Raw genomic sequence first — 21,311 nt, 5'->3', positions numbered from 1 at the left:
CCTCACTGGTCCGCTAGTCGTCGCTCGCCATGAAGCCGGACTTGCGGCGCAGCAGGATCGAGGTGACGGCCATGGAGATGGCGAACAGCACCAGGGCGACGACGCAGGCCGCGCCGGTGTTGAAGCGCTGGAAGCCGAGGTTGTAGACCATCTGCGGCAGGGTCCAGGTGGAGCCCTGCGGGTAGCCGGGTTCGAACTGCTGCCCGGAGTTGCCCGCGATGCCGCCGGCGACCTTCCCGGCGACGATCGCCTGCGTGTAGTACTGCATGGTCTGGATGACCCCGGTGACCACCGCGAACATGATGATCGGCGAGATGTTCGGCAGGGTGACGTACCGGAAGCGCTGGAGCGGGCCGGCGCCGTCCAGTTCGGCGGCCTCGTACTGCTCCTGCGGGACGTCCAGCAGGGACGCCATGAAGATGACCATCAGGTCGCCGATGCCCCACATGGCGAGCATGGTGAGCGCGGGCTTGGACCAGGCCGGGTCGGCGAACCAGCCGGGCTGGGGGAGGCCGATCTCGCCGAGGAAGTGGTTGACCGGGCCGGTGCCGGGGTTGAGCAGGAAGGCGAAGGAGACGGTGGCGGCCACCGGCGGTGCCAGGTAGGGCAGGTAGAACGCGGTGCGGAAGAAGCCGACGCCGGTCTTGATCCTGGTGATGAGCAGCCCGATGCCGAGGCCGAACGTCACCCGCAGCGCCACCATGACGACGACGAGCCAGAGCGTGTTGCGCAGGCCCTGCCAGAAGGACGGGTAGTCGTTGAAGACGTAGTCCCAGTTCTTCAGGCCGTTGAAGGTGGGGGCGGTGAAGCCGTTGTACTTCATGAAGGAGAAGTAGACGGTGGAGATCAGCGGGTAGAGGAAGAAGACGCTGAAGCCGATCAGCCAGGGGGAGAGGAAGGCGAGGGTCCGGGCCGCCTCCCGGCGGCGCTTCCGGCGCAGCAGGTGCTGCGTGGAGGGCGCCGCCGGGTCGGCCGCTCCGGCCTTGCGGGTGCCGAGCGCGAGTGACATGGGAGCTCCGTGGGGCCGCTGGCTACTTGGCCTGGGCGATGGCGGCGTCGATCTCCTTGGCGGTGGCCGCGAGGCCGCCAGCGAGATCCTTCTGCTGGCCGGACTCGTAGGCGTAGCCGAGGTTCTGCAGCGAGACGATGTAGGCGCCGCCGTTGAGACTGGCCGGCGTGGTGCCGGAGTTCGCGTTCTTGGCGATGTCAAGGAAGGTCTTGAAGTTCGGGTCGCTGATCAGCTTCGGCGAGTTGAGGGCGTCGAAGGTGCTCGGCACGTTGTGGATCGCGTTGGCGAAGCTGACCACGGCGTCGGTGTCGGTGGTCAGGTACTTGACCAGCTCCCAGGCGGCGGCCTGCTTCTTGCTGCTGCTGGCGATGCCGACGATGGTGCCGGTCTGGTAGCCGCGGCCCCAGGTGGAGGCCTGGTCGTCCGGCACCGGGAACGGCGCGGTGGCCCACTCGAAGTCGGGCTTGTTCTCGGCGAGCGAGGCGGTGCGCCACTCGCCGTCGATGGCCATCGCGACCTGGCCGGTGTGGAACGGGTTCTTGGCGCTGAACTCCTCGCCGAAGGTGGCGCGGTACTTGTCCAGCTTGTCGTACCCGCCGAGCTTGTCGACCAGGCCCTTCTGCCAGTTCAGCATGGAGGCGATCTTGGGGTCGGTGGCGAGGTTCGACTTGCCGGGGCTGTCGAAGTAGGTCGGGCCGTACTGGCCGAGGAAGTGCTCGGTGGTGGACTCGTAGCCGTGGTAGAGCGGCATGAAGCCGAGCTGCTTGTAGCCGTTGCCGTCGGCGATGGTCAGCTTGGCGGCGGCGTCGGCGAACTCGCTGAAGGTCTTCGGCGGGGCGGTGATGCCGGCGGCGGCGAAGGCGGTCTTGTTGTAGTAGAGGCCGAAGGCGTCGCCGAGCAGCGGCAGGGAACACTGGTTGCCCTGGTACTGCGTGTAGTTGAGCATCGCGGCCGGGAAGGTCTTCGCGGCGTCGATCCTGTCCTTCTCCAGGAAGGGCTTGAGGTCGGCGAAGGCCTTGGTCGAGCAGAACATGCCGACGTTGTTGGTGGTGAAGGAGGAGACCACGTCCGGGGCGTCGTCGCCGCCGGCCCGCAGGGCCTGGTTGACCTTGTCGTCGGCGATGTTGCCGACGGTCTTGACGTGGATGTTCGGGTGGGCCTTCTCGAAGGCGGCGATGTTGTCGTTGATCGCCTTCACCTCGGAGTCCTGGCTCCAGCCGTGCCAGAAGGTGATGGTGACGTCCTTGCCGGCGGCCGAGCCGTCGTTGCCGCCGGCGTCGTTGGTGCCGGTGCAGGCGGTGGCGAGCAGGGCCAGGAGGGCGCTGCCGGTGACGGCGGCCAGGCTGCGGCGGCTTCTGCGCGAGGTGGTGGGGTGCACTTCGAGGTCCTCCTGGGGGTGCGCGGGCAGGCGTCATTGCCTCGGGTCCCGCGTTCGGGGAATGGGGGAGAGGTTTCAGGTGCGGTACGACGGGTGGGTGCGCTGGGAGCGTCAGTGGGTGGAGAAGACCGCCTCGCGGGCGGCGGCCAGCGCGCGTTGCAGCGCGCCGGTCAGGACGGGCGAACCGGGCAGGGCGCTGATGCGGACTTCCGGCCGGGCGATCGAGATCCGGGCCAGCTCCTCCTCGACGAGTGCGCGCAGCCGTTCGCCGCCCGCACCCGGCACACCGCCGGAGACCACCACGAGCTGGGGGTCGACGACGGCGACGATCACGGCCAGCCCGACGGCGAGCCGTCCGGCCAGCGCGGCGAGGAACCCGTCGCCGGCGCCCGGGGTCTCCAGGGCCTTCGCGAGCGACTCCTCCGCGGTGGGCGCGCCGAGCCCGAACTCCCGGGCCAGGGCCCGGACGGCGGGGGCGCCGACCAGTTCCTGGAACCCGCCGGAGTTGCGGCGGCGCACGTCCCGCACGACCGGTGAGCCGGGCACCGGCATGTAGCCGACCTCCCCGGCGCCGCCGGTGAAGCCGCGGTGCAGCCGGCCGGCGATCACGATCGCGGCGCCGGTGCCCTCGCCGGCCCAGAGCAGGACGAAGTCCTCGAACCCGCGTGCGGCGCCGGAGGCCTGCTCGGCGACGGCGGCGAGGTTCACGTCGTTCTCGATCGACACCGGGGCGCCGATCGCCTCCGACAGCTCCTGCACCAGCCGCGGTGAGTGCCAGCCGGGCAGGTGGGAGGCGTAGCGGAGCTTTCCGGTGACCGGGTCGGGCGCGCCGCCGACGCCGATCGCCACGCTGTGCAGGCTGCCCTCGGCGAGTCCGGCGGCGCGGACGGTCTCGGCGGCCGCGGCGGCCACCCGGGTGACGGTCTCGGCGGCCGGCCAGCCCTTGGTCAAGGCGACGTGCTCGGCCAGCGTGGTGCCGGTGATGTCGGCGACGGCGACCCGTACGTGGCTGTTGGTGACGTCCAGCCCGGCGACGTAGCCGGCCGCCGGATTCACCTGGTACAGCTGCGCGTTGGGGCCCGGCCCGCCCGCGGTGGTGCCGACCGGGAGGACCAGCCCGGCCGCCTCCAGGCGGGCCAGCAGCTGGGAGGCGGTGGGCTTGGAGAGCCCGGTCAGGGTGCCGATCTGGGTGCGGGAGAGCGGGCCGTTCTCCAGGAGCAGTTCGAGGGCGGCGCGGTCGTTGATGGCCCGCAGCAGGCTGGGGGTGCCGGCGAGGGGGGCCTTGGCGGTCGTCTTGGTCACGCGAAGATCCTCCTCTTCCTGCAGGTGGTGGCGGCCTCCGGGTGGGTGCCGGCGACCTCCGGGCGGCCCCGGAGCGAACTGTTAGGAAACTTTCCAGTCGCTTGAGACAGGACCGTACGGTCCCCGTCAGGAGGGTGTCAATGGTCGCTGCGACGGTGGATGCCGACTCGTTACCGGGCAGCGCGAAGCCCCGCCCCCCGGGTGTCCGGGAGACGGGGCTTTGGTCCGTTTTCGGGTCGCTTCCCCGGCTGTCAGGGCGACTTGGCCCCGGCGTCGTCGGCCGGCTTGACCGGTGCCGGTATCGGCGCCGTCGCCAGGTAGCGCGGCGAGGTCGGGTCGGCCAGCGCGGACGGCGGGGCGGCGTCGGCCGCGGTCGTCGCCACGACCATCGCGGCCGTTCCGGCGGCCGCGCCCGCGGCGCCGGCGGCCGGAGCGACCTCCTCCTTGACCTTGATCCCGGACAGGTCGAACGCGGCCTTCAGCCGCTGCCGCAGCGCCCGTGCCACCGTCAGCGACTTGCCCGGCGCCGTCCGGGCCTCGACCCGCAGCACCACCGAGTCCGCGGCGACCGACTCCACGCCCAGGATCGACACCGGCGCCCAGATCAGCTCGTCGAACGGCGCCTCCTTGGCGAGCGTCTCCGCCGTCTCCTGGATCAGCGCCTCGACCCGGACCAGGTCCTCCTTGTAGCCGACCTGGACGTCCACCGAGGCGGTCGACCAGCCCTGGCTCATGTTGGCGATCCGCTTCACCTCGCCGTTGCGGATGTACCAGATCTCGCCGCCTGCCCCGCGCAGCTTGGTGACCCGCAGGCCGACCTCCAGCACCGTGCCGGTGGCCACCCCGGTGTCGATCTCGTCGCCGACGCCGTACTGGTCCTCCATGATCATGAAGACCCCGGAGAGGAAGTCGGTGACCAGGTTGCGGGCGCCGAAACCGATCGCCACACCGGCCACACCGGCGCTCGCCAGCAGCGGCGCCAGGTTCACCCCGAGCGCCGCGAGCACCATCAGCGCGGCCGTGCCCAGGATGGTGAACGACGCCACGCTGCGCAGCACCGAGCCGATCGCCTCCGAGCGCTGCTGGCGCCGTTCGGGGTTGACCACCCCGGTGTTGGCCAGCAGTCCGCCGAGCCGGGTGGGCTCGTCGTCGTCGTCGTTCGGCCTGGTCATCCGCGTTATCAGCTGGGTGATCAGCTTGCGCACCACGGCCCGCAGCACCAGCGCCAGCACGATGATGAAGACGATCCGCACCCCGCCGGCCAGCCAGTCCTGCCAGTGCGAGTCGAACCAGCCGGCCGCCTGCTTGGTGGTGTCGCTGACCTCCTGCGCGCTGGTCGGGATTCTGAGGTCGAGCTGTGGCAGTGCGGGGGCCGTCGGGCTCGGGGCCGGGGCCGGGGAGGTGGCCGAACCCGGCGCGGCCGGGAGAGTCGTCGTGGACGTGAGCGTCGTGGACGCGTCGGCGAGGAGGCCGACGGCACCGGACCTGAACACGTGCGGGACCTTCCTGCAGGGGGCGTGGCACAGCCCGCCGCCGCGGAAGCATGCCCCTGGCCTGCGGACCGTCCGCCTTAGCCTATCGGCCGTCGAACCGCCCTCCGGACACGCCGGGCCCGGCGGGAGGAGCCGCCGCCGGGCGCGCGGAAACCGACCGGACGCCCCGTCAACGACCCGGCGAGCCCCCGGACCGCCCCCCGGACCGCCCCCTGCGCCGCCCCCCGACCGGCCCCGCGCCGCCCGCCGCCCGGCTGCTCCGACCGGCCGAGCCGCCCCCCGCGCGGGTGCCCGGGTGCAACCCGTCCGTCGCCAGGGCATACCGGGTATGACGGAAAGCACACCCGGAGTTCATACCGGGTCCGTTACACAGGAGTGGTGGCGCCGTACAAAGGCGTAAGGCGACACTGGGGGAGATCACGCACCCGTTGCGTGGTCCAACCGCTCGTCCCGGCGCGAGCCACGCGCCGCAGGCGTCCAAGGAGGCATCCGTGCCGCATGTCCTGGTCCTCAACGCGTCCTACGAGCCACTCGGCGTCGTATCGATGCGCCGCGCACTCATCCTGGTCCTCAACCACAAGGCGGTCAGCCTGGAGGACTCGGGAGTCACTCTGCACAGCGCCACCAGCGCCCTTCCGGCGCCGTCCGTCGTCCGTCTGACCCGCTTCGTCCGGGTCCCGTTCTGCGGGCCCGTCCCGCTCACCCGCCGGGCGCTGTTCGCCCGCGACCACGGCCGTTGCGTCTACTGCGGGGCCGCCGCCACCAGCGTCGACCACGTCATCCCGCGCAGCCGGGGAGGCCAGCACCGGTGGGACAACGTGGTGGCCGCCTGCCGCCGCTGCAACCACACCAAGGCCGACCGCCACCTCACCGAACTCGGCTGGCGGATGAAGCGCCCGCCGGCCCCGCCGAGCGGCCTGGCCTGGCGCATCATCGGCACCGGGATCAGGGACCCGCGCTGGCGTCCCTACCTGGAACCCTACGGCGGCGGCGACCAGCTGCGCGCCCCGCAGTGGGGCGAGTACGAGCACCACGACCATAGTGAGGCCGGGCACACGGTGCCGCTCGGCCGGGCGCACGCCGCCCACACCGCCCCCGTCCGCCGCGGTGAGCAGCCGGAACCGCTCTCCGCCTGACCCCGTTCCACAAGGGCTTGCCCGTCATACCTTCGGTACGCCTCATGGGCCGCCGCGCACCCCGCACCGGGGAGCGCGGCGGCCCGCCGTCTGCGCGGCCGCCCGCCCGCCCGGCGCGGGCGCGCCCTCCGGCCCGGGGCCGGTGCGCCCCTACGGCTTCGCGGGCGGCGTGGCGGGGGTGGCCGGCGGCGTGGCCGGGGAGGTGGCGGGCGGCGTGGGCGGGGTGGCCGGCTGGACGGGCTGCCCGGCCGGCGGGGCCGCCGCCGTGACCCCGTACAGCTCGACGCCCCAGAGCGAGTAGCCGTACTTGGTGGCCCGGGCGACGCCCTGCACCCGCAGGAACTTCGCCCCCGGCGCGTCGAACCGCACCGTCTCGTTGCCGCCCTTGCCGTCGTCCACCGTCGCCACGGTGGTCCAGCTGACGCCGTCCGCCGAGGCCTGGACCTTGTACGCGGAGGCGTACGCGGCCTGCCAGTGCAGCACCGCCGAGCCCAGGTGGGCGGCCTGCGGAAGCTCCAGCTGCACCCAGGCGTCGTCCTTGGCCGGCGAGGACCAGCGGGTCTTCGGGTCGCCGTCCGCCACCGCCGACGCGGGGAAGTTCGACGTCTCGTCGGCCGACGAGCTCGCCTGCGCGGTGGTCGCCAGGTCCGGGCCGCCGGTCGGCGGCACCACGTGCACCTGGAGCACCTGCCGGACGGTGGTCGTCCCGGCCACGAACACCACCGGCACCTGGTACGTCCCGGACGGCGTCTCCGGCGTGGCGCTGACCATCAGCGGCACGCCCACCCGGCCGCCGCGCGGCACGTTCACCCCGGACGCCGGGGCCACGGTCAGGCCCTTGGCGACGGCCGGCACCTCGGCCCGCAGCTCGCCGGAGACCCCCTCGGGGCGGCCCGCCTCGACCATCGCCCGCGCCTGCACCGGTGCGGGCGCGCCGGTGACCACGTCCAGCGCCGCGTCGGCCAGGCTGAGCCGGGCCACCGGGACGTCCGCGTACCAGGGGATCACCTGGTTGACCACGGGCGGCTCCCCGCCCGGCTTCCAGGCCAGCCGGAACGCGTCCGCGCTCAGGCCGCCGGCCGGCAGCTCGTTGTAGCCGGGCTGGACGGTGCCGATCTCCGCCCAGGTGCCGTCCGCGCGGCGCACCGCGACGGTGGCGGAGGCCCGCACGTTCGGGTCGGTGAGGATGGTCAGCCGGTCCAGCGGCCGGGCCGCGCCCAGCTCGACGGTGAGCGGCTCGTCCGTGGCCGTCGGCGCGGTGGCCGCCCGGTAGGCGGTGTCCGGGTTGCCGTCCAGCACGGCGGCGGCCGAGGCGCCGGGCAGCGCCTCCGGACCGCCGGTGACGCTGGCCGGGGCCTCGTCCGGCGCGGTCACGGTGAACTCGCGCACCGCCACCGCGGTCTTCTGCGCGGCGGTGGCACGCAGCCGCACCCCGCGGACCACCGTGCCGGCGGGCAGCTGGGCGGTGATGCTCTTCTGGTTCTTCACCTGCGCCAGCTGCTTCCAGCCGCCCTCGCCGGTGGTGTACTCCAGCACGCCGTCGCGGATGTAGTCGTCCAGCGCGCTCCCGCCGTCGGGGCCGCTGCCCCAGGAGCCCATCAGCACGGTGACGCTGCCGACCGGACGGCCGCCGCCGAGGTCCAGGCCGACCGAGTCGCCCGGCTGCGGCGGCGCCGAGCTCCAGTAGAAGGTGTCGGCCACACCGTCGGCCATCAGGGCCGGCAGGTGGTCGTGCGCGGTGCCCAGCGTGCTGGTCGCGGTGATCCCGCCGCCGACCACGCCCGCCCAGTTGTCGGCGGCCCGGACGGCGCGCTCCAGGAACGGGCCGAGTACGCCCGCGCCGACCGTCGCCGGGCTCTGGCCGAGCTGCTCGCGCAGCTTGTTCAGCTCCACCCGGGCCTTCCAGGCGGCCGCGCCGTCGCCGCCGCGCTGCGCCAGCAGCATGTCCAGCGCGGCCTGGCCGGCCAGCCCGTAGTCGCGCAGCGGGGCCAGCCAGGGGCCGGCCTCGGCGGCCAGCGGGGCGGTGGCCGGGGTCGCCGCCAGGGTCTGCTGCGCGCCCGCCATCGCGGTGAAGGCGTCCCGCAGCGGGGCCGCCGCCTCTATCAGCTTGGCGAGGTCCGGCGCGGCACCGGCGTTGGGCTCGGCGGTCGCCCAGAACCGGTCCAGCAGCGGGGCCAGGTAGCCGGACTCCTGCTTGGACAGCGGCGAGGACGAGCTGTTGCCGGCCAGCGCCGTGACGGCCGACAGCGCGGCCCCGGCCGGGGTGGTCGCGGCGCCGGTCGGGCCGGCCAGCGAACGCAGCGCGGCCTGCCAGGACTCCTCCGGCTTGTACGCCGCCGGGTTCCAGGCGAAGTCCCCCGCGGTGGACAGCGCGATCCGGGAGGCGACCGGCTGCTGCATCGCGCCGGTCAGCATGACGGCCGACCTGGTGGCGACCTCCGCGTCCCGCCCGGTGTAGGCGCCGAGGTAGAGCCGGTCCGGGTTGGCGTCGTTGACCGGGTAGTTGTCCATGGTGACCAGCGGCCGCCCGTACAGGCTTGCGGTGTCGGCGGCCTGAGCGCCCGTGATCTTCTCCGGGATCACCCCGACCCCGCTCCAGGCCACCTGCACGCCCTGCGGCAGCGCCGCCGCCAGCGCCTTGCGGTACGGCGTGGCGCCCTGCTGGTGGTACTCGGTCGGCACCACGGAGAGCGGGGCCAGCCCGGGGTTCCTCGCGATCAGCCGGTCGTTCACCCTGGTGATCAGCTCGGCCTGCGCCTTGGCGGCGGCGGCCGGCCCGGTGCCGTACTTGGACCGGTCCTCGCTGCAGTGCCACTCGTCGTAGGAGACGTCCAGGAACTGGAGCTGGAACGCGGTGAAGCCGAGCTTGCGCAGCCCGTCCAGCTTGGCGACCAGCGCGTCGGCGTCCTTGGCCGAGCTGTAGCAGAGCGACTGCCCCGGGTCGATCGCGTACCCGAGGGTGACGTGGTTCTGCCGGGCCCGGGAGGCCAGCGCCTTCAGCTCCTCGGCCCGCGCGTGCGGGTAGCCGTCGCGCCAGCGGGAGAGCCGGTACGCGTCGTCGCCCGGCGCGTACAGGTAGAAGTTCTGCTTCGACCGGCCGAGGAAGTCCAGCTGGTCCAGCCGCTGCTGCTGGCTCCACGGCGTGCCGTAGAACGCCTCCGCCGTCCCGCGCACCGGCGCGCCCGACGGCCAGTCGCGCAGGGTGATCCCCGGCAGTCCGAGACCGGCCGCGCCCGGCGCCTGCCCCTGCCCGGCCGGCACCGCCGCCAGCAGCTGGCGCAGCGACTGCGCCGCGTAGAACGTGCCCGCCGCGTCCGTCCCGGCCAGCACCACCGCGCCGTACGTCCCGCCGCCCTGCGCCGGCAGCTGGCCCGCGGACAGCACGTACCCGCCGGCCGGCATCCCGGAGGTGGACGGTGCGGTGCCGTCCTTGCCGCCCGCGGCCGCGGTCAGCTCCCGCAGCACCCGGTCCGCCTCGCCGCCGGCGCCTTCGGAGGGCCCGCCGACGTACACCACCAGCGACCCGGCGGCCGGCGTCCCGCCGTCGGGCTGCGGCGTCACCGCCGTCGCCCCGGCCACGCCCAGCACCTCGCGGACGGTGTCCACCGCCCCGCCGTCCGCCTTCGGCGCGGTCACCAGCGTGACGGCGGCCGGCACCACGACCGGCTTGCCGGCCACGCTCTGCTCCTGCGGCCGCGGGAACACCTGAGGGTTGCTCACGCTCCCCAGCGGCGTCTGCGCCGCCGTGCTCACCACGTCCGGCCCCGGGTTGTACGCGTACGCCACCGGCCCGCTGACCAGCAGCCCGCCGACCACGGCCGCCGCCGACAGCGTCGCCGCCACCTGCAGCGTCCGCCGGCTCGGCGCCCCGGGCCGGGAGGCCAGCGCCCGCTCCGCCCGCACCGACGCCAGCAGCGGCGGCGTCCCCTTCAGGTCCGCGATCAGGCGGTCCGCCGTCCTGGGCGCCAGCTGACGGCACGTCCGCGCCGTGGCCCGCCGCGCCGCCAGCGCGGCCGGGTGGTACAACACCTCGCGCAGCGCCGGGCTCTGGTCCAGCTGCTGCCGCAACCGCCGCCCCGCGGCGGCGGACACTCGGGCTTGCACAGGAGCCTCCTCGCCAGGCAACGACCACATCGCGCCAAAGCCCACCAGTTGACCCAGCCGGTGTCAACGCCGTCGACGGGTATGCCTGGTTTGTGGCGTTTGTGATCTCGTAGGCCCGGCCCGGCCGGGCCGGCTCCGTCCCCGGCGCGGGGCCAGGCGCTACTCCCCGGTGCGACACGTCGCCCCCGCACCGTGTCGCGCCGGGTGACCGGGTCGTCACGCGGGTAGGACTGTGGCTGTTCTGACCGGGCTTTGCCGAGCATCGCAGGAGCCGCGAGTGGCCGCTTATCTCGACCGTGACGGAGCCGACGGCCTGGAGGTGCCGGCGCAGGACGCGCCCCCTCCGCCGCCCGAGCTGGTGGCGTTGGCGCAGGCGTACGGGGTGGACACCCGGTACGGCCCCGGGGGCGCGCCGGTGGGGGCGCGGACACTGGTCGCGGTGCTGGCCGCGTTGGGGGTGGAGGCGAGGACGCCGGAGGCGGCGCGGGAGGCGCTGGAGCGTCACCGGGCGGGGCAGCGGGCGCGGTTGCTGCCGCCGACCGTGGTGGTGCGGGCCGGGCGGCGGACGGCGCTGGACGTGCCGGCCGACGTGCGGCTGAGCGTCGAACTGGAGGACGGCGGGGCCTGGGAGCTGCCGCGCGGGCACTCGCACTGGCTGCCGGCGGACCTGCCGCTCGGGCGGCACACGCTGAGGGCGCAGACGGCGGGGGAGGAGCAGCGCGCCCACCTGATCGTGGCGCCGGAGCGGCTGCCGCAGCTGCCGGGCCGCAGCTGGGGCTTCCTTGCCCAGCTGTACTCCGTCCTCTCCGACCGTTCCTGGGGCATGGGCGACCTCGGCGACCTCGCCGAGCTCACCCAGTGGGCCGCAGGCCTGGGCGCCGGGTTCGTGCAGATCAACCCGCTGCACGCGGGCCTTCCCACGACCCCCTCCGACCCGACCCCCTCCGACCCGTCCCCCTACCGCCCCTCGTCCCGCCGCTTCGCCGATCCCGTTCACCTGCGGGTCGAGGCGGTGCCCGAGTACGCCTACCTGACGGGCGAGCAGCGCGCCGAGGCCGAGGAGCTGGGCCGCCGCGCCGCCAGGCTGCGCACCGAGGTGCTGGGCCACGACGGCCTGATCGACCGGGACGCGGTCTGGGCGCTCAAGCGCCGCGCCCTGGAGCTGCTGCACGAGGTCCCGCGCGGCGCCGGCCGGGAGGCCGCGTACCAGGCGTACCGGGCCCGGGAGGGCGGGTGGCTGGAGCGGTACGCCCTCTGGAACGCCCTCGCCGAGGTGCACGGCGCCGACCGGCACGCCTGGCCGAAGGGCCTGCGCCACCCGGAGAGCCCCCACGTCACCCTGGCCGCCGAGGGGCACGCGGAGGAGGCGGAGTTCCACCGCTGGCTGGCCTGGCAGGTCGACCAGCAGCTCGCCCACGCCCAGCAGGCCGCCCGCACCGCCGGGATGCCGGTCGGCCTGATCCACGACCTCGCCGTCGGCGTCCACCCGGACGGTGCCGACGCCTGGGCGCTCCAGGACTTCCTCGCCGCCGGCATCTCGACCGGGGCCCCGCCGGACGCCTTCAACGCCCACGGCCAGGACTGGGGCCTGCCGCCCTGGCGCCCGGACGCGCTCGCCGCGGCCGGCTACGCGCCGTTCGCGGAGCTGCTCCGCTCGGCGGCCCGGCACGCGGGCGCGATCCGGATCGACCATGTGATGGGCCTGTTCCGGCTCTGGTGGGTGCCGGAGGGCCACGCGCCGACCGAGGGCGCGTACGTCCGCTACGACGCCGAGGCGATGCTCGGCGTGCTGGCCCTGGAGGCGTACCGGGCGGGGGCGGCGGTGATCGGCGAGGACCTGGGCACCGTGGAGCCGGGCGTGCGGGAGGAGCTGGCGGCGCGCGGCATCCTCGGCACGTCGGTGCTCTGGTTCGAGCGGGACTGGCAGTCGAAGGGCGAGGTCCTCGCACCGGAGCGCTGGCGGCCGGGCAGCCTGGCGACCCTGACCACCCATGACCTGCCGAGCACGGCGGCCCGGCTCTCCGGCGAGCACGTCGAGCTGCGCCACCGGCTGGGGCTGCTGGCCCGCACGCTCGGAGAGGAGCAGGCGGAGGCGGCGGCCGAGCTGGCCGACTGGCGGGCCGAGCTGGTCCGGCTGGGCCTGCTGGCCGAGGGCGAGCCGCTCTCCGCGCGGGCGCTGTACCGGTTCCTGCGGGCCACCCCGGCGGAGCTGGTCGGCGTCTGGCTGCCGGACCTGGTGGGCGATCCGCGCCCGCAGAACCTGCCCGGTACCTGGGACCAGTACCCGAACTGGCGGCTGCCGGTCGCCGACGGCGCCGGCACACCGGTCACGCTGGACGCGATCGCCGCGGACGGGGCGGCCCGCGCGCTCGCCGGGGTCCTGGCGAGGGGCCCTGGTGAGGGTCCTGGTGAGGGGTCCCGAAAGGCCGACCCCGCCGAGCGCCGCGACGTAAGAGGCGGGTAAGTTGGGGAACGTGGACAAGAGGAACGCTTTGCGAGCCGGCGCGGTCACCGCAACGGTCACGCTGATGATGCTGCTGTCGTCGCCCGCCATGGCCCTCACCCGGGACGACGGCGACGACCCGGGTAGCGGCCTGAGTGTCGCCCAGATCCTCGGCCTGTACGTGCTGATCCCGATCGCGTCCTTCGTGATCATCGCGGCCCTGGCCGGGATGCCGTGGGGCAGCAAGGCCAAGAAGAAGTAGCGCGGGCCTTCCACCCCAGACCCGTACAACGCCCGAGGGGGCGCCGGACACCACGTCCGGCGCCCCCTCGGGCGTTCCTGCACGTCCCGGGGCCGGGAGCCCGCAGGCCCCCGGCCCCGGAGGGCGTCAGTGCCCGAGCGCCCGGGCGCCCGCCGCCCGGTCGGCCACCTGGGCCTTCAGCGCACGCTCGATCCCGGCCCGCGCCTCGACGACCTGCCGCCGCAGCGCCGGCGCCGGGTCGGCCGAGGCCAGCCAGGCGTCGGTGGCGTCCAGCGTGGCCTGCTCGACCTGGAGCGCCGGGTACAGGCCGACGATGATCTGCTGCGAGATCTCGTGGCTGCGGGTCTCCCAGATCCCCTTGACCGCCGCGAAGTACTTCGCGGTGAACGGCGCCAGCAGCTCACGCTGGTCGGCCTGCTGGAAGCCGACGATCACGGCCTCCTGGACGTAGTTGGTGAGCTTGTCCGACTCCACCACGGAGGCCCAGGCCTCCGCCTTGGCCTCGGCGGTCGGCCGGGAGGCGCGGCAGGTGGCGGCGTGCTCCTGGCCGGCCGCGGTGTTGTCGCGCTCCAGCTCGGCCACGACGGCGGCCTCGTCGGCGCGGCCGGTGGCGCAGAGCCGGCCGAGCAGGGCCCAGCGCAGCTCGGTGTCGACGGCCAGGCCCTTCAGCTCGGCCGAACCGTCCAGCAGGCCGGCCAGCAGGCCGAGCTGACCCTCGGTGCGGGCGACGGAGGCCAGCGCGCGGGCCCAGGCCAGCTGGTGGTCGCTGCCGGGCTCGGCGGCGCGCAGCTGCGCCTCGGCGGCCTCGGCCCAGCGGGCCAGGCCCTGCTCGCGCCAGGCCGGGTCGGCGTAGGCGTCGAGGGCGAGCTTGACCTGGCGGTGCACCGACTGGACGACGCCGATGTCGGACTCCCGGCCGAGGCCGGAGACGGCGAGCGACAGGTAGTCGCGGGCGGCCAGCTCGCCGTCGCGGGTCATGTCCCAGGCGGAGGCCCAGCACAGGGCGCGCGGCAGCGAGTCGGCGAAGCCGCCGAGGTGCTCGGTGACGACGGCCAGCGAGTCCTCGTCCAGGCGGACCTTGGCGTAGGAGAGGTCGTCGTCGTTGAGCAGGATGACGGCCGGGCGGTGCCGGCCGACCAGCTCGGGCACCTCGGTGCGCGGGCCGTCGACGTCCAGCTCGATCCGGTCGGTGCGGACCAGCGAGCCGTCGGCCAGCTCGTACAGGCCGATGGCGATGCGGTGCGGGCGGAGCACCGCCTCGCCCTTGGCGCCGGCCGGCAGCGCGGGGGCCTCCTGGAGGACGGCGAAGGACTCGATCTCGCCGTCGGTGTTGAGGGTGAGCGCGGGGCGCAGCACGTTGATGCCGGCCGTCTCCAGCCAGGCCTTGGACCAGGCCTTGAGGTCGCGTCCGCTGGACTTCTCCAGGGCGCCGAGCAGGTCGCCGAGGCGGGTGTTGCCCCAGGCGTGCTGCTTGAAGTAGGCCCGCACGCCCTCGAAGAAGGCGTCCTGGCCGACGTACGCCACCAGCTGCTTGAGCACCGAGGCGCCCTTGGCGTAGGTGATGCCGTCGAAGTTGACCTGGACGTCCTCCAGGTCGTTGATCTCGGCCATGATCGGGTGGGTGGACGGCAGCTGGTCCTGCCGGTACGCCCAGGTCTTCATCTGGTTGGCGAAGGTGGTCCACGAGTGCGGCCACTTCGAGCCGGGCGCCTCGGCCTGGCAGACGGCCTCGGCGAAGGTGGCGAACGACTCGTTCAGCCAGAGGTCGTTCCACCACTCCATGGTGACGAGGTCGCCGAACCACATGTGGGCCAGCTCGTGCAGGATGGTCGCGGCCCGCGACTCGTACGCGGCGTCGGTCACCTTGGAGCGGAACACGTACTGGTCGCGCAGGGTGACGGCACCCGCGTTCTCCATCGCGCCGGCGTTGAACTCCGGGACGAAGAGCTGGTCGTACTTGGCGAACGGGTACGGGTAGTCGAACTTCTCCTGGAAGTAGTCGAAACCCTGCTTGGTGACCTCGAAGATCGCCTCGGCGTCCAGGAACTCGCGCAGCGAGGGGCGGCAGTAGACGCCCAGCGGCACCTTCTGGTCGCCGTTCTCGTAGGCGTCGAAGACACCGACGTACGGGCCGGCGACGAGCGCGGTGATGTAGCTGGAGATCCGGCCGGTGGGCTCGAACCTCCAGACCTGGGTGTCGCCCTCGCCCTCCGGGGCCGGGGTGGGGGAGTTGGAGACGACGACCCAGCCCTTGGGCGCGGTCACGGTGAAGGTGAACGCGGCCTTGAGGTCGGGCTGCTCGAAGGAGGCGAAGACCCGGCGGGCGTCCGGCACCTCGAACTGGGTGTACAGGTAGGTCTCGCCGTCGACCGGGTCGACGAACCGGTGCAGGCCCTCGCCGGTGTTGGTGTAGGCGCAGTCGGCGACGACCCGCAGCTCGTTCTCGGCCGCCAGGTTCGGCAGCGCGATCCGGCTGTCGGCGAAGTTGGCGTTGTCGATCCGCTCGCCGTTGAGCGTGATCTCCTCGACGCTCGGGGCGACCAGGTCGATGAAGGTGGCCGCGCCGGGGGTGCGGGCGGTGAACCGGACCACTGTGGTGGACCGGAAGGTGCCTCCCTCGCGGGCCGAGCCGAGGTCGAGCTCGATGTCGTACGCGTCCACGCGCAGGAGGTCGGCCCGGGTGCGGGCCTCCTCACGCGTCAGGTTGGTGCCGGGCACTCGCAGGACTCCTTCGTCAGGCTTGATGCCTCGCATCCTCCCATGTCCCGGTGCCCGCACCGGGGGAAAAGCCGCGGGCGGGGCGGGGCGGGCCGGTCGGCCCGCTCCGCCCCGCCCGGTCGTGCCGACGGGTGGTCAGCCCCTCAGGGCCGACGCGTCACTTCTTGACGTACTTGATCACCGGGTTCTCCGAGCTGGAGCTGCGGGCGAAGCCGAACAGCGAGCCGTCGGACTGCACCACGTACTCGGTGGAGCTGGCGTAGACGGAGTCGGCGGCCTTGTTCTGGGTGAGGTTGCCGAGCTCGCTCACCGAACCGTCGGCAGGCGAGAGCGTCACCAGCTTGGAGTCCTTGTTGTAGCCCATGTCCAGCACGGCGCGGACCTTGCCGTCCTTGTCGGTGCCGGAGACCAGGCGGATGCCGTCGGTGGCGCCGCCGGTGGCCGACCAGAGCCGCTTGCCGCTGGTCAGGTCGTAGGCGTTGACGGCCGGCTTGGTGGGGTTGGTCTGGACGTACAGCGTCGTCCCGCTCACCACGCTCTGGGTGAACGCGTCGGCCTGGCCGGAGAGCCGCAGGCTGTCGGCGCCCGGCTCCTTGACCGACATCGGGTTCATCGGCTTGTTGCTCTTGTCGAACGGCAGGATGTAGTCGCCGTTCGGGCCGTTGGTGACCAGCAGGACGAGCGGCTGGTCCGAGACGACCTTGTCGACCCGCTCGATGCTGCCGGTCAGGGTGATCGGCGCGGAGCTGGTGGTCTTGCCGGTGTCCGTGTCGACCAGCACCAGCTGCGACTTGACGGTGGTGTTGAGGCCGTAGCAGCGGTCGCTGACCGCGATCTGGGTGCCGGCCGCCTTGCCGTAGACGCTGCAGTCCTTCTCGCGCGGCTGGAACTGCCAGACCGGCGAGCCGTCGCTGATGTTCACCGCGCCGGCCATGTTGGCGCCGATGCCGATGACCTTCTCGGTGACGGTCAGGGTGGGCGAGGACATCCGGTCCTGGCTGACCTTGGCCGTCCAGAGCAGCTTGCCGGTGCTGACGTCGACCGCGCCGACGGTGGAGCAGTCGCTGTCACCGGTGTTGAGCGCGACCGCGGCGATGTGCTTGGAGTTCACCCCGTACGAGGCGGCGCAGAACTCCTTGCTGCCGGCCGGCGGGGCGATCGTCCACAGCTCCTTGCCGTCGGCCGAGTTGAGGCCGCGGATGCCGGAGCTGTCGGCGCGCACGATGGTCTTGTCGGCGCCCCAGATGCCGAGCATCTGCGAGCCGCTCGCCGCGTTGGCCGGCTTGGGGGCGGTCCAGGCGAGGTTGTAGGCGCCGGCCTTGCCGCCACCGGCCGGGCCGCCGGTGCCGTTCTGGGTGGTGGGGTCGGTGGTGGGACCGCCGGAGGTGCCGCTGGTGACCCCGCCCGCGGTGCTGCTGGTGCCGCCGTTGTCGGCGGCGGACGGCGGGTCGTCGGGGTTGTCGGTGAACAGCACGATCAGGCCGGCGACGATGGCGATCGCCAGCACGCCGCCGATGATGCCGCCCCAGAGCATCACCGGGTTGCGCTGCTTGGGCGCCGTCGGCACCGGCGCGCCCGGGTGGCTGTACCCGGCCTGCTGCTGGTAGGCGTAGCCGCCGTCGGCGGCCGGCGGGGCGGTGTAGCCGTACTGCTGTCCGGCGCCGGCGCCGCCGAACGGGGGCTGGCCCGGGGCCGGGTCGTACGGGCCGACCGGCGCGCCCGCCGGGGGCGGGGGCGTGCCCTGCGCGGGGAAGGCGGCGGCGGTGGGCGCGTAGGCGTAGTCACTGCCCGGTGCCGGCGGCTGGGCCGGGGGCTGGCCGGGAGGCGCGGCCGGCGCGGCCGGTGCGGCCTGGCCGGGGACCGGTGCCCCGTCGAGCTGTGTCATCTGGTCCGCCACGGCGGCCGGGTCCGGTGCTCCGCCGGGCGTGCGCCCCAGCGAGACTCCCCGGTTGTCCTGGTGTCCGCTACCGGGCGAGTCGCCTGCCCCCGGCGTAGGGTGATCCCCTGCCATCTGATTCCCCGTCATGTCTGAAAGCGTCCCCCGGCCGGGTCACGTCCGAGGCCGGTGGGACGGGTGAGATTGGGCACCATCGTACGGGTGGCCCGTTTTGGCCCTCCTTCAGGAGCCCCGAACCCCGCGCGCCGCGCCCCTGAGCTGCCGCGCGTCCCGCCGCCCCCGTTCCGCCCGCACTCCGGCGTGTCGCCGCCGGGCCCCCTCCGGGCGCCGCCGCGGACCGTACCCCTCCCGACGCCCCCGCGCCACCCCCGCGCCGCCGCGGACCGTACCCCTCCCGACGCCCCCGCGCCGCCTCCCCGTCACCCGCCGTTGCACCCGCGTCGCCGGTCGCCGCACCCCCGACCCCCTTCAGGGCCTACGCTTCAGGAGTTGGAGGGAGCGCCCGGCGGAGGGGTTCCCTCGCCCTTGGGAGGGTGGATCATGTCGACGGACACACCGGGCTCGCAGTCCTCGCTGCACCGGGCGAACCTGGAGCGCGTGCTCCGGGCGGTACGGATGGCCGGCTCGCTGACCCAGGCCGAGATCGCCCGCGGCACCGGGCTCTCCGCGGCCACCGTGTCCAACATCGTCCGGGAGCTCAAGGAGAGCGGCACCGTCGTGGTCGCCGACACCTCCTCCGGCGGCCGCCGCGCCCGCAGCGTCTCGCTCAGCGGTGACGCCGGCATCGTGGTGGGCATCGATTTCGGCCACACCCACCTCCGGGTCGCCGTCGGCAACCTCGCGCACCGGGTGCTCGCCGAGGAGAGCGCGCCGATCGACGTGGACGTCTCCGCGGCCCAGGGCTTCGACCGTGCCGAGGCGCTGGTCGACCGGCTCCTGGCCCAGGCCGGCTTCCGCCCGGACAAGGTGATCGGGGTGGGCCTGGGCGTCCCCGGCCCGATCGACGTGGAGACCGGCGCGCTCGGCTCCACCGCGATCCTGCCCGGCTGGACGGGCATCGCCCCCGGCCGCGAGCTGGCCGCCCGCCTCGGCATGCCGGTGCACGTGGACAACGACGCGAACCTGGGCGCGCTGGGCGAGCTGGTCTGGGGCGCGGGCCGCGGCCTGAGCGACCTCGCCTACATCAAGGTGGCCAGCGGCGTCGGCGCCGGCCTGGTGGTCAACGGCCAGATCTACCGCGGCCCGGGCGGCACCGCCGGTGAGATCGGGCACATCACCCTGGACGAGGCGGGCCCGGTCTGCCGCTGCGGCAACAGAGGCTGCCTGGAGACCTTCGTCGGCTCCCGCTACCTGCTGGGCCTGCTCTCCACCACCCTCGGCCCGGACCTCACGCTGCCCCGGCTGGTCGAGCTGGCGCACCAGGGCGACCTGGGCTGCCGCCGGGTCATCGCCGACGCGGGCCGGCAGATCGGCACCGGGGTCGCCACCCTCTGCAACCTGCTCAACCCCCGCCGGGTGATCCTCGGCGGCGACCTCGCCGACGCCGGCGAGCTGGTGCTGGCCCCGATCCGCGACTCGGTGGCCCGCTACGCCATCCCGAGCGCGGCCCGCCAGCTGTCGGTGGTGCCGGGCACACTGGGCGGCCGGGCCGAGGTGCTGGGCGCGCTGGCGCTGGTGATGAGCGAGATGGACGACTCCGGCGCGCTGGGCCGGTCCGTACAGGCGTCCGTCGCCCGACCGTGAGTGCCCGGCCGCAGGGGCGTCCGCGGCCGTCGGCGCACCCGTACCGGCGGTTACCGGCCGATGGTGGCGGACACCCCGCTCGGCGTCCGGTAGGCGGACATTAGACTCGACCGGTCGGCACCGACCGAGACAGTCGGACCGCGCCGGCACACCGGGCAGCGACGCCCGTCGGACCGCCCGCGGTCCGCGACTTTGAACGAGGAGGAACGGGTGGCCCTGCTGACCCGCATTCGGGGACCGCGCGATCTCGACAAGCTCACGCCCGGACAGCTGGCCACCCTGGCCGAGGAGATCCGGACCTTCCTGGTGACGGAGGTCTCCAAGACGGGCGGCCACCTCGGCCCGAACCTCGGCGTCGTGGAGCTGACCGTCGCGCTGCACCGGGCGTTCGACTCGCCGCGCGACCGCATCCTCTTCGACACCGGCCACCAGAGCTACGTGCACAAGCTGCTCACCGGCCGCCAGGACTTCTCCCGGCTCAAGATGAAGGGCGGCCTCTCCGGCTACCCGTCCCGGGCCGAGTCCGAGCACGACGTGATCGAGAACTCGCACGCCTCCACCGTGCTCTCCTACGCGGACGGCCTGGCCAAGGCCAACCGGATCCAGGGCAGGAACGACCCGGTCGTGGCCGTGATCGGCGACGGCGCGCTCACCGGCGGCATGGCCTGGGAGGCGCTCAACAACATCGCCGACGCCAAGGACCTGCCGGTCGTCATCGTCGTCAACGACAACGAGCGCTCCTACTCGCCGACCATCGGCGGCCTGGCCAACCACCTCGCGACGCTGCGCACCACCCAGGGCTACGAGCGCTTCCTGTCCTGGGGCAAGGACGCGCTGCAGCGCACCCCGGTGGTCGGCCAGCAGCTGTTCGAGACCCTGCACGGCGCCAAGAAGGGCCTCAAGGACTTCATCGCCCCGCAGGGCATGTTCGAGGACCTCGGCCTCAAGTACATCGGCCCGATCGACGGCCACGACCTCACCGCGCTGGAGTCGGCGTTCACCAAGGCGCGCGGCTTCGGCGGGCCGGTGATCGTGCACTGCCTGACCGAGAAGGGCCGCGGCTACCACGCCGCCGAGAACAACGAGGAGGACCGCTTCCACGCGGTCGGCGTGATCCACCCGGACACCGGCCTGCCGGTCAAGAGCTCGGGCAAGGACTGGACGTCCGTCTTCGGCGAGGAGATGGTCGCGCTCGGCCACGAACGCGAGGACATCGTCGCCATCACCGCCGCGATGCTCCACCCCGTCGGCCTGGCCCCGTTCGCGAAGGCCTTCCCCGACCGCATCTTCGACGTCGGCATCGCCGAGCAGCACGCCGTCACCAGCGCGGCCGGCCTGGCCACCAACGGGCTGCACCCGGTCTTCGCGGTCTACGCGACCTTCCTGAACCGCGCCTTCGACCAGGTCCTGATGGACGTCGCCCTCCACCGGCTCGGGGTCACGTTCGTCCTGGACCGGGCCGGTGTCACCGGCACCGACGGCGCCTCGCACAACGGCATGTGGGACATGTCGATCCTCCAGGTCGTCCCCGGCCTGCGACTGGCCGCCCCGCGCGACGCCGACCAGGTGCGCGCCCAGCTGCGCGAGGCCGTCGAGGTCAAGGACGCCCCCACGGTGGTCCGCTACTCCAAGGGCACGGTCGGCCCCGCCGTCGCCGCGGTGGGCCGGATCGGCGGCATGGACGTGCTGCGGGAGGCCCCCCGCGCCGCGGAGCAGGCCGACGGCCGCCGCGCCGACGTGCTGATCGTCTCGGTCGGTGCGATGGCCCCCACCAGCCTGGAGGTGGCCGACCTGCTGGCCGCCCAGGGCATCACCCGTGGTGGACC

12 protein-coding genes are annotated in these 21,311 nt (G+C 73.8%); 5 read left to right on the top strand and 7 right to left on the bottom strand.

The features are described 5' to 3' along the window. Positions 1-13: 13 nt before the first annotated feature. From C2142_RS11710 to C2142_RS11695, 4 genes are all read right to left on the bottom strand, one after another. A complete protein-coding gene (locus C2142_RS11710) occupies positions 14-1,009 on the bottom strand; it encodes a sugar ABC transporter permease (protein WP_148642584.1) in 996 nt (331 codons plus the stop codon). 22 nt (positions 1,010-1,031) lie between these two features. Beyond that, positions 1,032-2,387, bottom strand: a complete 1,356-nt coding sequence (locus C2142_RS11705; RefSeq protein ID WP_148642583.1) for an ABC transporter substrate-binding protein — start codon at positions 2,385-2,387, stop codon at positions 1,032-1,034. A 111-nt stretch (positions 2,388-2,498) separates the two neighbouring features. After that, positions 2,499-3,689, bottom strand: coding sequence for an ROK family transcriptional regulator (locus C2142_RS11700; RefSeq protein WP_241002522.1), 1,191 nt, complete (start codon positions 3,687-3,689; stop codon positions 2,499-2,501). Positions 3,690-3,940: 251 nt separating this feature from the next. Further along, a complete protein-coding gene (locus C2142_RS11695) occupies positions 3,941-5,032 on the bottom strand; it encodes a mechanosensitive ion channel family protein (RefSeq protein WP_241003169.1) in 1,092 nt (363 codons plus the stop codon). A 641-nt stretch (positions 5,033-5,673) separates the two neighbouring features. On the opposite strand from C2142_RS11695, the gene C2142_RS11690 reads away from it, so the two are divergent. Continuing rightward, the gene (locus C2142_RS11690; RefSeq protein ID WP_148642581.1) at positions 5,674-6,318 is read left to right on the top strand and encodes an HNH endonuclease; all 645 of its coding nucleotides are present in this window, start codon (positions 5,674-5,676) and stop codon (positions 6,316-6,318) included. A 150-nt stretch (positions 6,319-6,468) separates the two neighbouring features. On the opposite strand, the gene C2142_RS11685 is transcribed toward C2142_RS11690, so the two are convergent. Continuing rightward, positions 6,469-10,422, bottom strand: coding sequence for a beta-N-acetylglucosaminidase domain-containing protein (locus C2142_RS11685; RefSeq protein WP_277347251.1), 3,954 nt, complete (start codon positions 10,420-10,422; stop codon positions 6,469-6,471). A 382-nt stretch (positions 10,423-10,804) separates the two neighbouring features. Here C2142_RS11685 and malQ point away from each other — a divergent pair, with 382 nt between their 5' ends. Together malQ and C2142_RS11675 are read left to right on the top strand one after the other, a co-directional pair. Then, complete coding sequence (malQ, locus tag C2142_RS11680; protein WP_241003168.1) at positions 10,805-12,886, top strand: 4-alpha-glucanotransferase; 2,082 nt, start codon at positions 10,805-10,807, stop codon at positions 12,884-12,886. Position 12,887: 1 nt separating this feature from the next. Next, positions 12,888-13,127: a hypothetical protein gene (locus tag C2142_RS11675; protein WP_148642578.1), complete on the top strand. Its 240-nt coding sequence runs from the start codon at positions 12,888-12,890 to the stop codon at positions 13,125-13,127. 126 nt (positions 13,128-13,253) lie between these two features. Here C2142_RS11675 and pepN read toward each other — a convergent pair whose 3' ends face one another. Further along, a complete protein-coding gene (gene pepN, locus C2142_RS11670) occupies positions 13,254-15,845 on the bottom strand; it encodes an aminopeptidase N (protein WP_148642577.1) in 2,592 nt (863 codons plus the stop codon). Between the two features lie 157 nt (positions 15,846-16,002). Further along, entirely contained in the window at positions 16,003-17,730 is a 1,728-nt protein-coding gene (locus C2142_RS11665) for a PQQ-binding-like beta-propeller repeat protein (RefSeq protein WP_162002457.1), read from the bottom strand. Positions 17,731-18,282: 552 nt separating this feature from the next. Between C2142_RS11665 and C2142_RS11660 the strand changes: the two genes are divergently transcribed. Both C2142_RS11660 and dxs read left to right on the top strand, forming a co-directional pair. Then, positions 18,283-19,485 carry an ROK family transcriptional regulator gene (locus C2142_RS11660; RefSeq protein ID WP_148642575.1) on the top strand — a complete coding sequence of 401 codons (1,203 nt, stop codon included), beginning with the start codon at positions 18,283-18,285 and terminating at the stop codon, positions 19,483-19,485. A 210-nt stretch (positions 19,486-19,695) separates the two neighbouring features. Beyond that, positions 19,696-21,311: 1-deoxy-D-xylulose-5-phosphate synthase (gene dxs / locus C2142_RS11655; protein ID WP_148644716.1), on the top strand; the 1,616-nt coding region annotated here is incomplete at its 3' end.

The organism is Streptomyces sp. CB01881 (assembly GCF_002953255.1).
In the GTDB taxonomy this organism is placed as follows: domain Bacteria; phylum Actinomycetota; class Actinomycetes; order Streptomycetales; family Streptomycetaceae; genus Kitasatospora.
Note: the sequence above shows the minus strand (reverse complement) of the source record. Positions and strands in the feature narration are given on the sequence as shown.

Excerpts from the sequence above, each read along its gene's own strand:
- C2142_RS11710 (WP_148642584.1), bottom strand. The coding sequence starts at position 1,009 with ATGTCACTCGCGCTCGGCACCCGCAAGGCCGGAGCGGCCGACCCGGCG.
- C2142_RS11665 (WP_162002457.1), bottom strand. The coding sequence starts at position 17,730 with ATGACACAGCTCGACGGGGCACCGGTCCCCGGCCAGGCCGCACCGGCC.
- C2142_RS11660 (WP_148642575.1), top strand. The coding sequence starts at position 18,283 with ATGTCGACGGACACACCGGGCTCGCAGTCCTCGCTGCACCGGGCGAAC.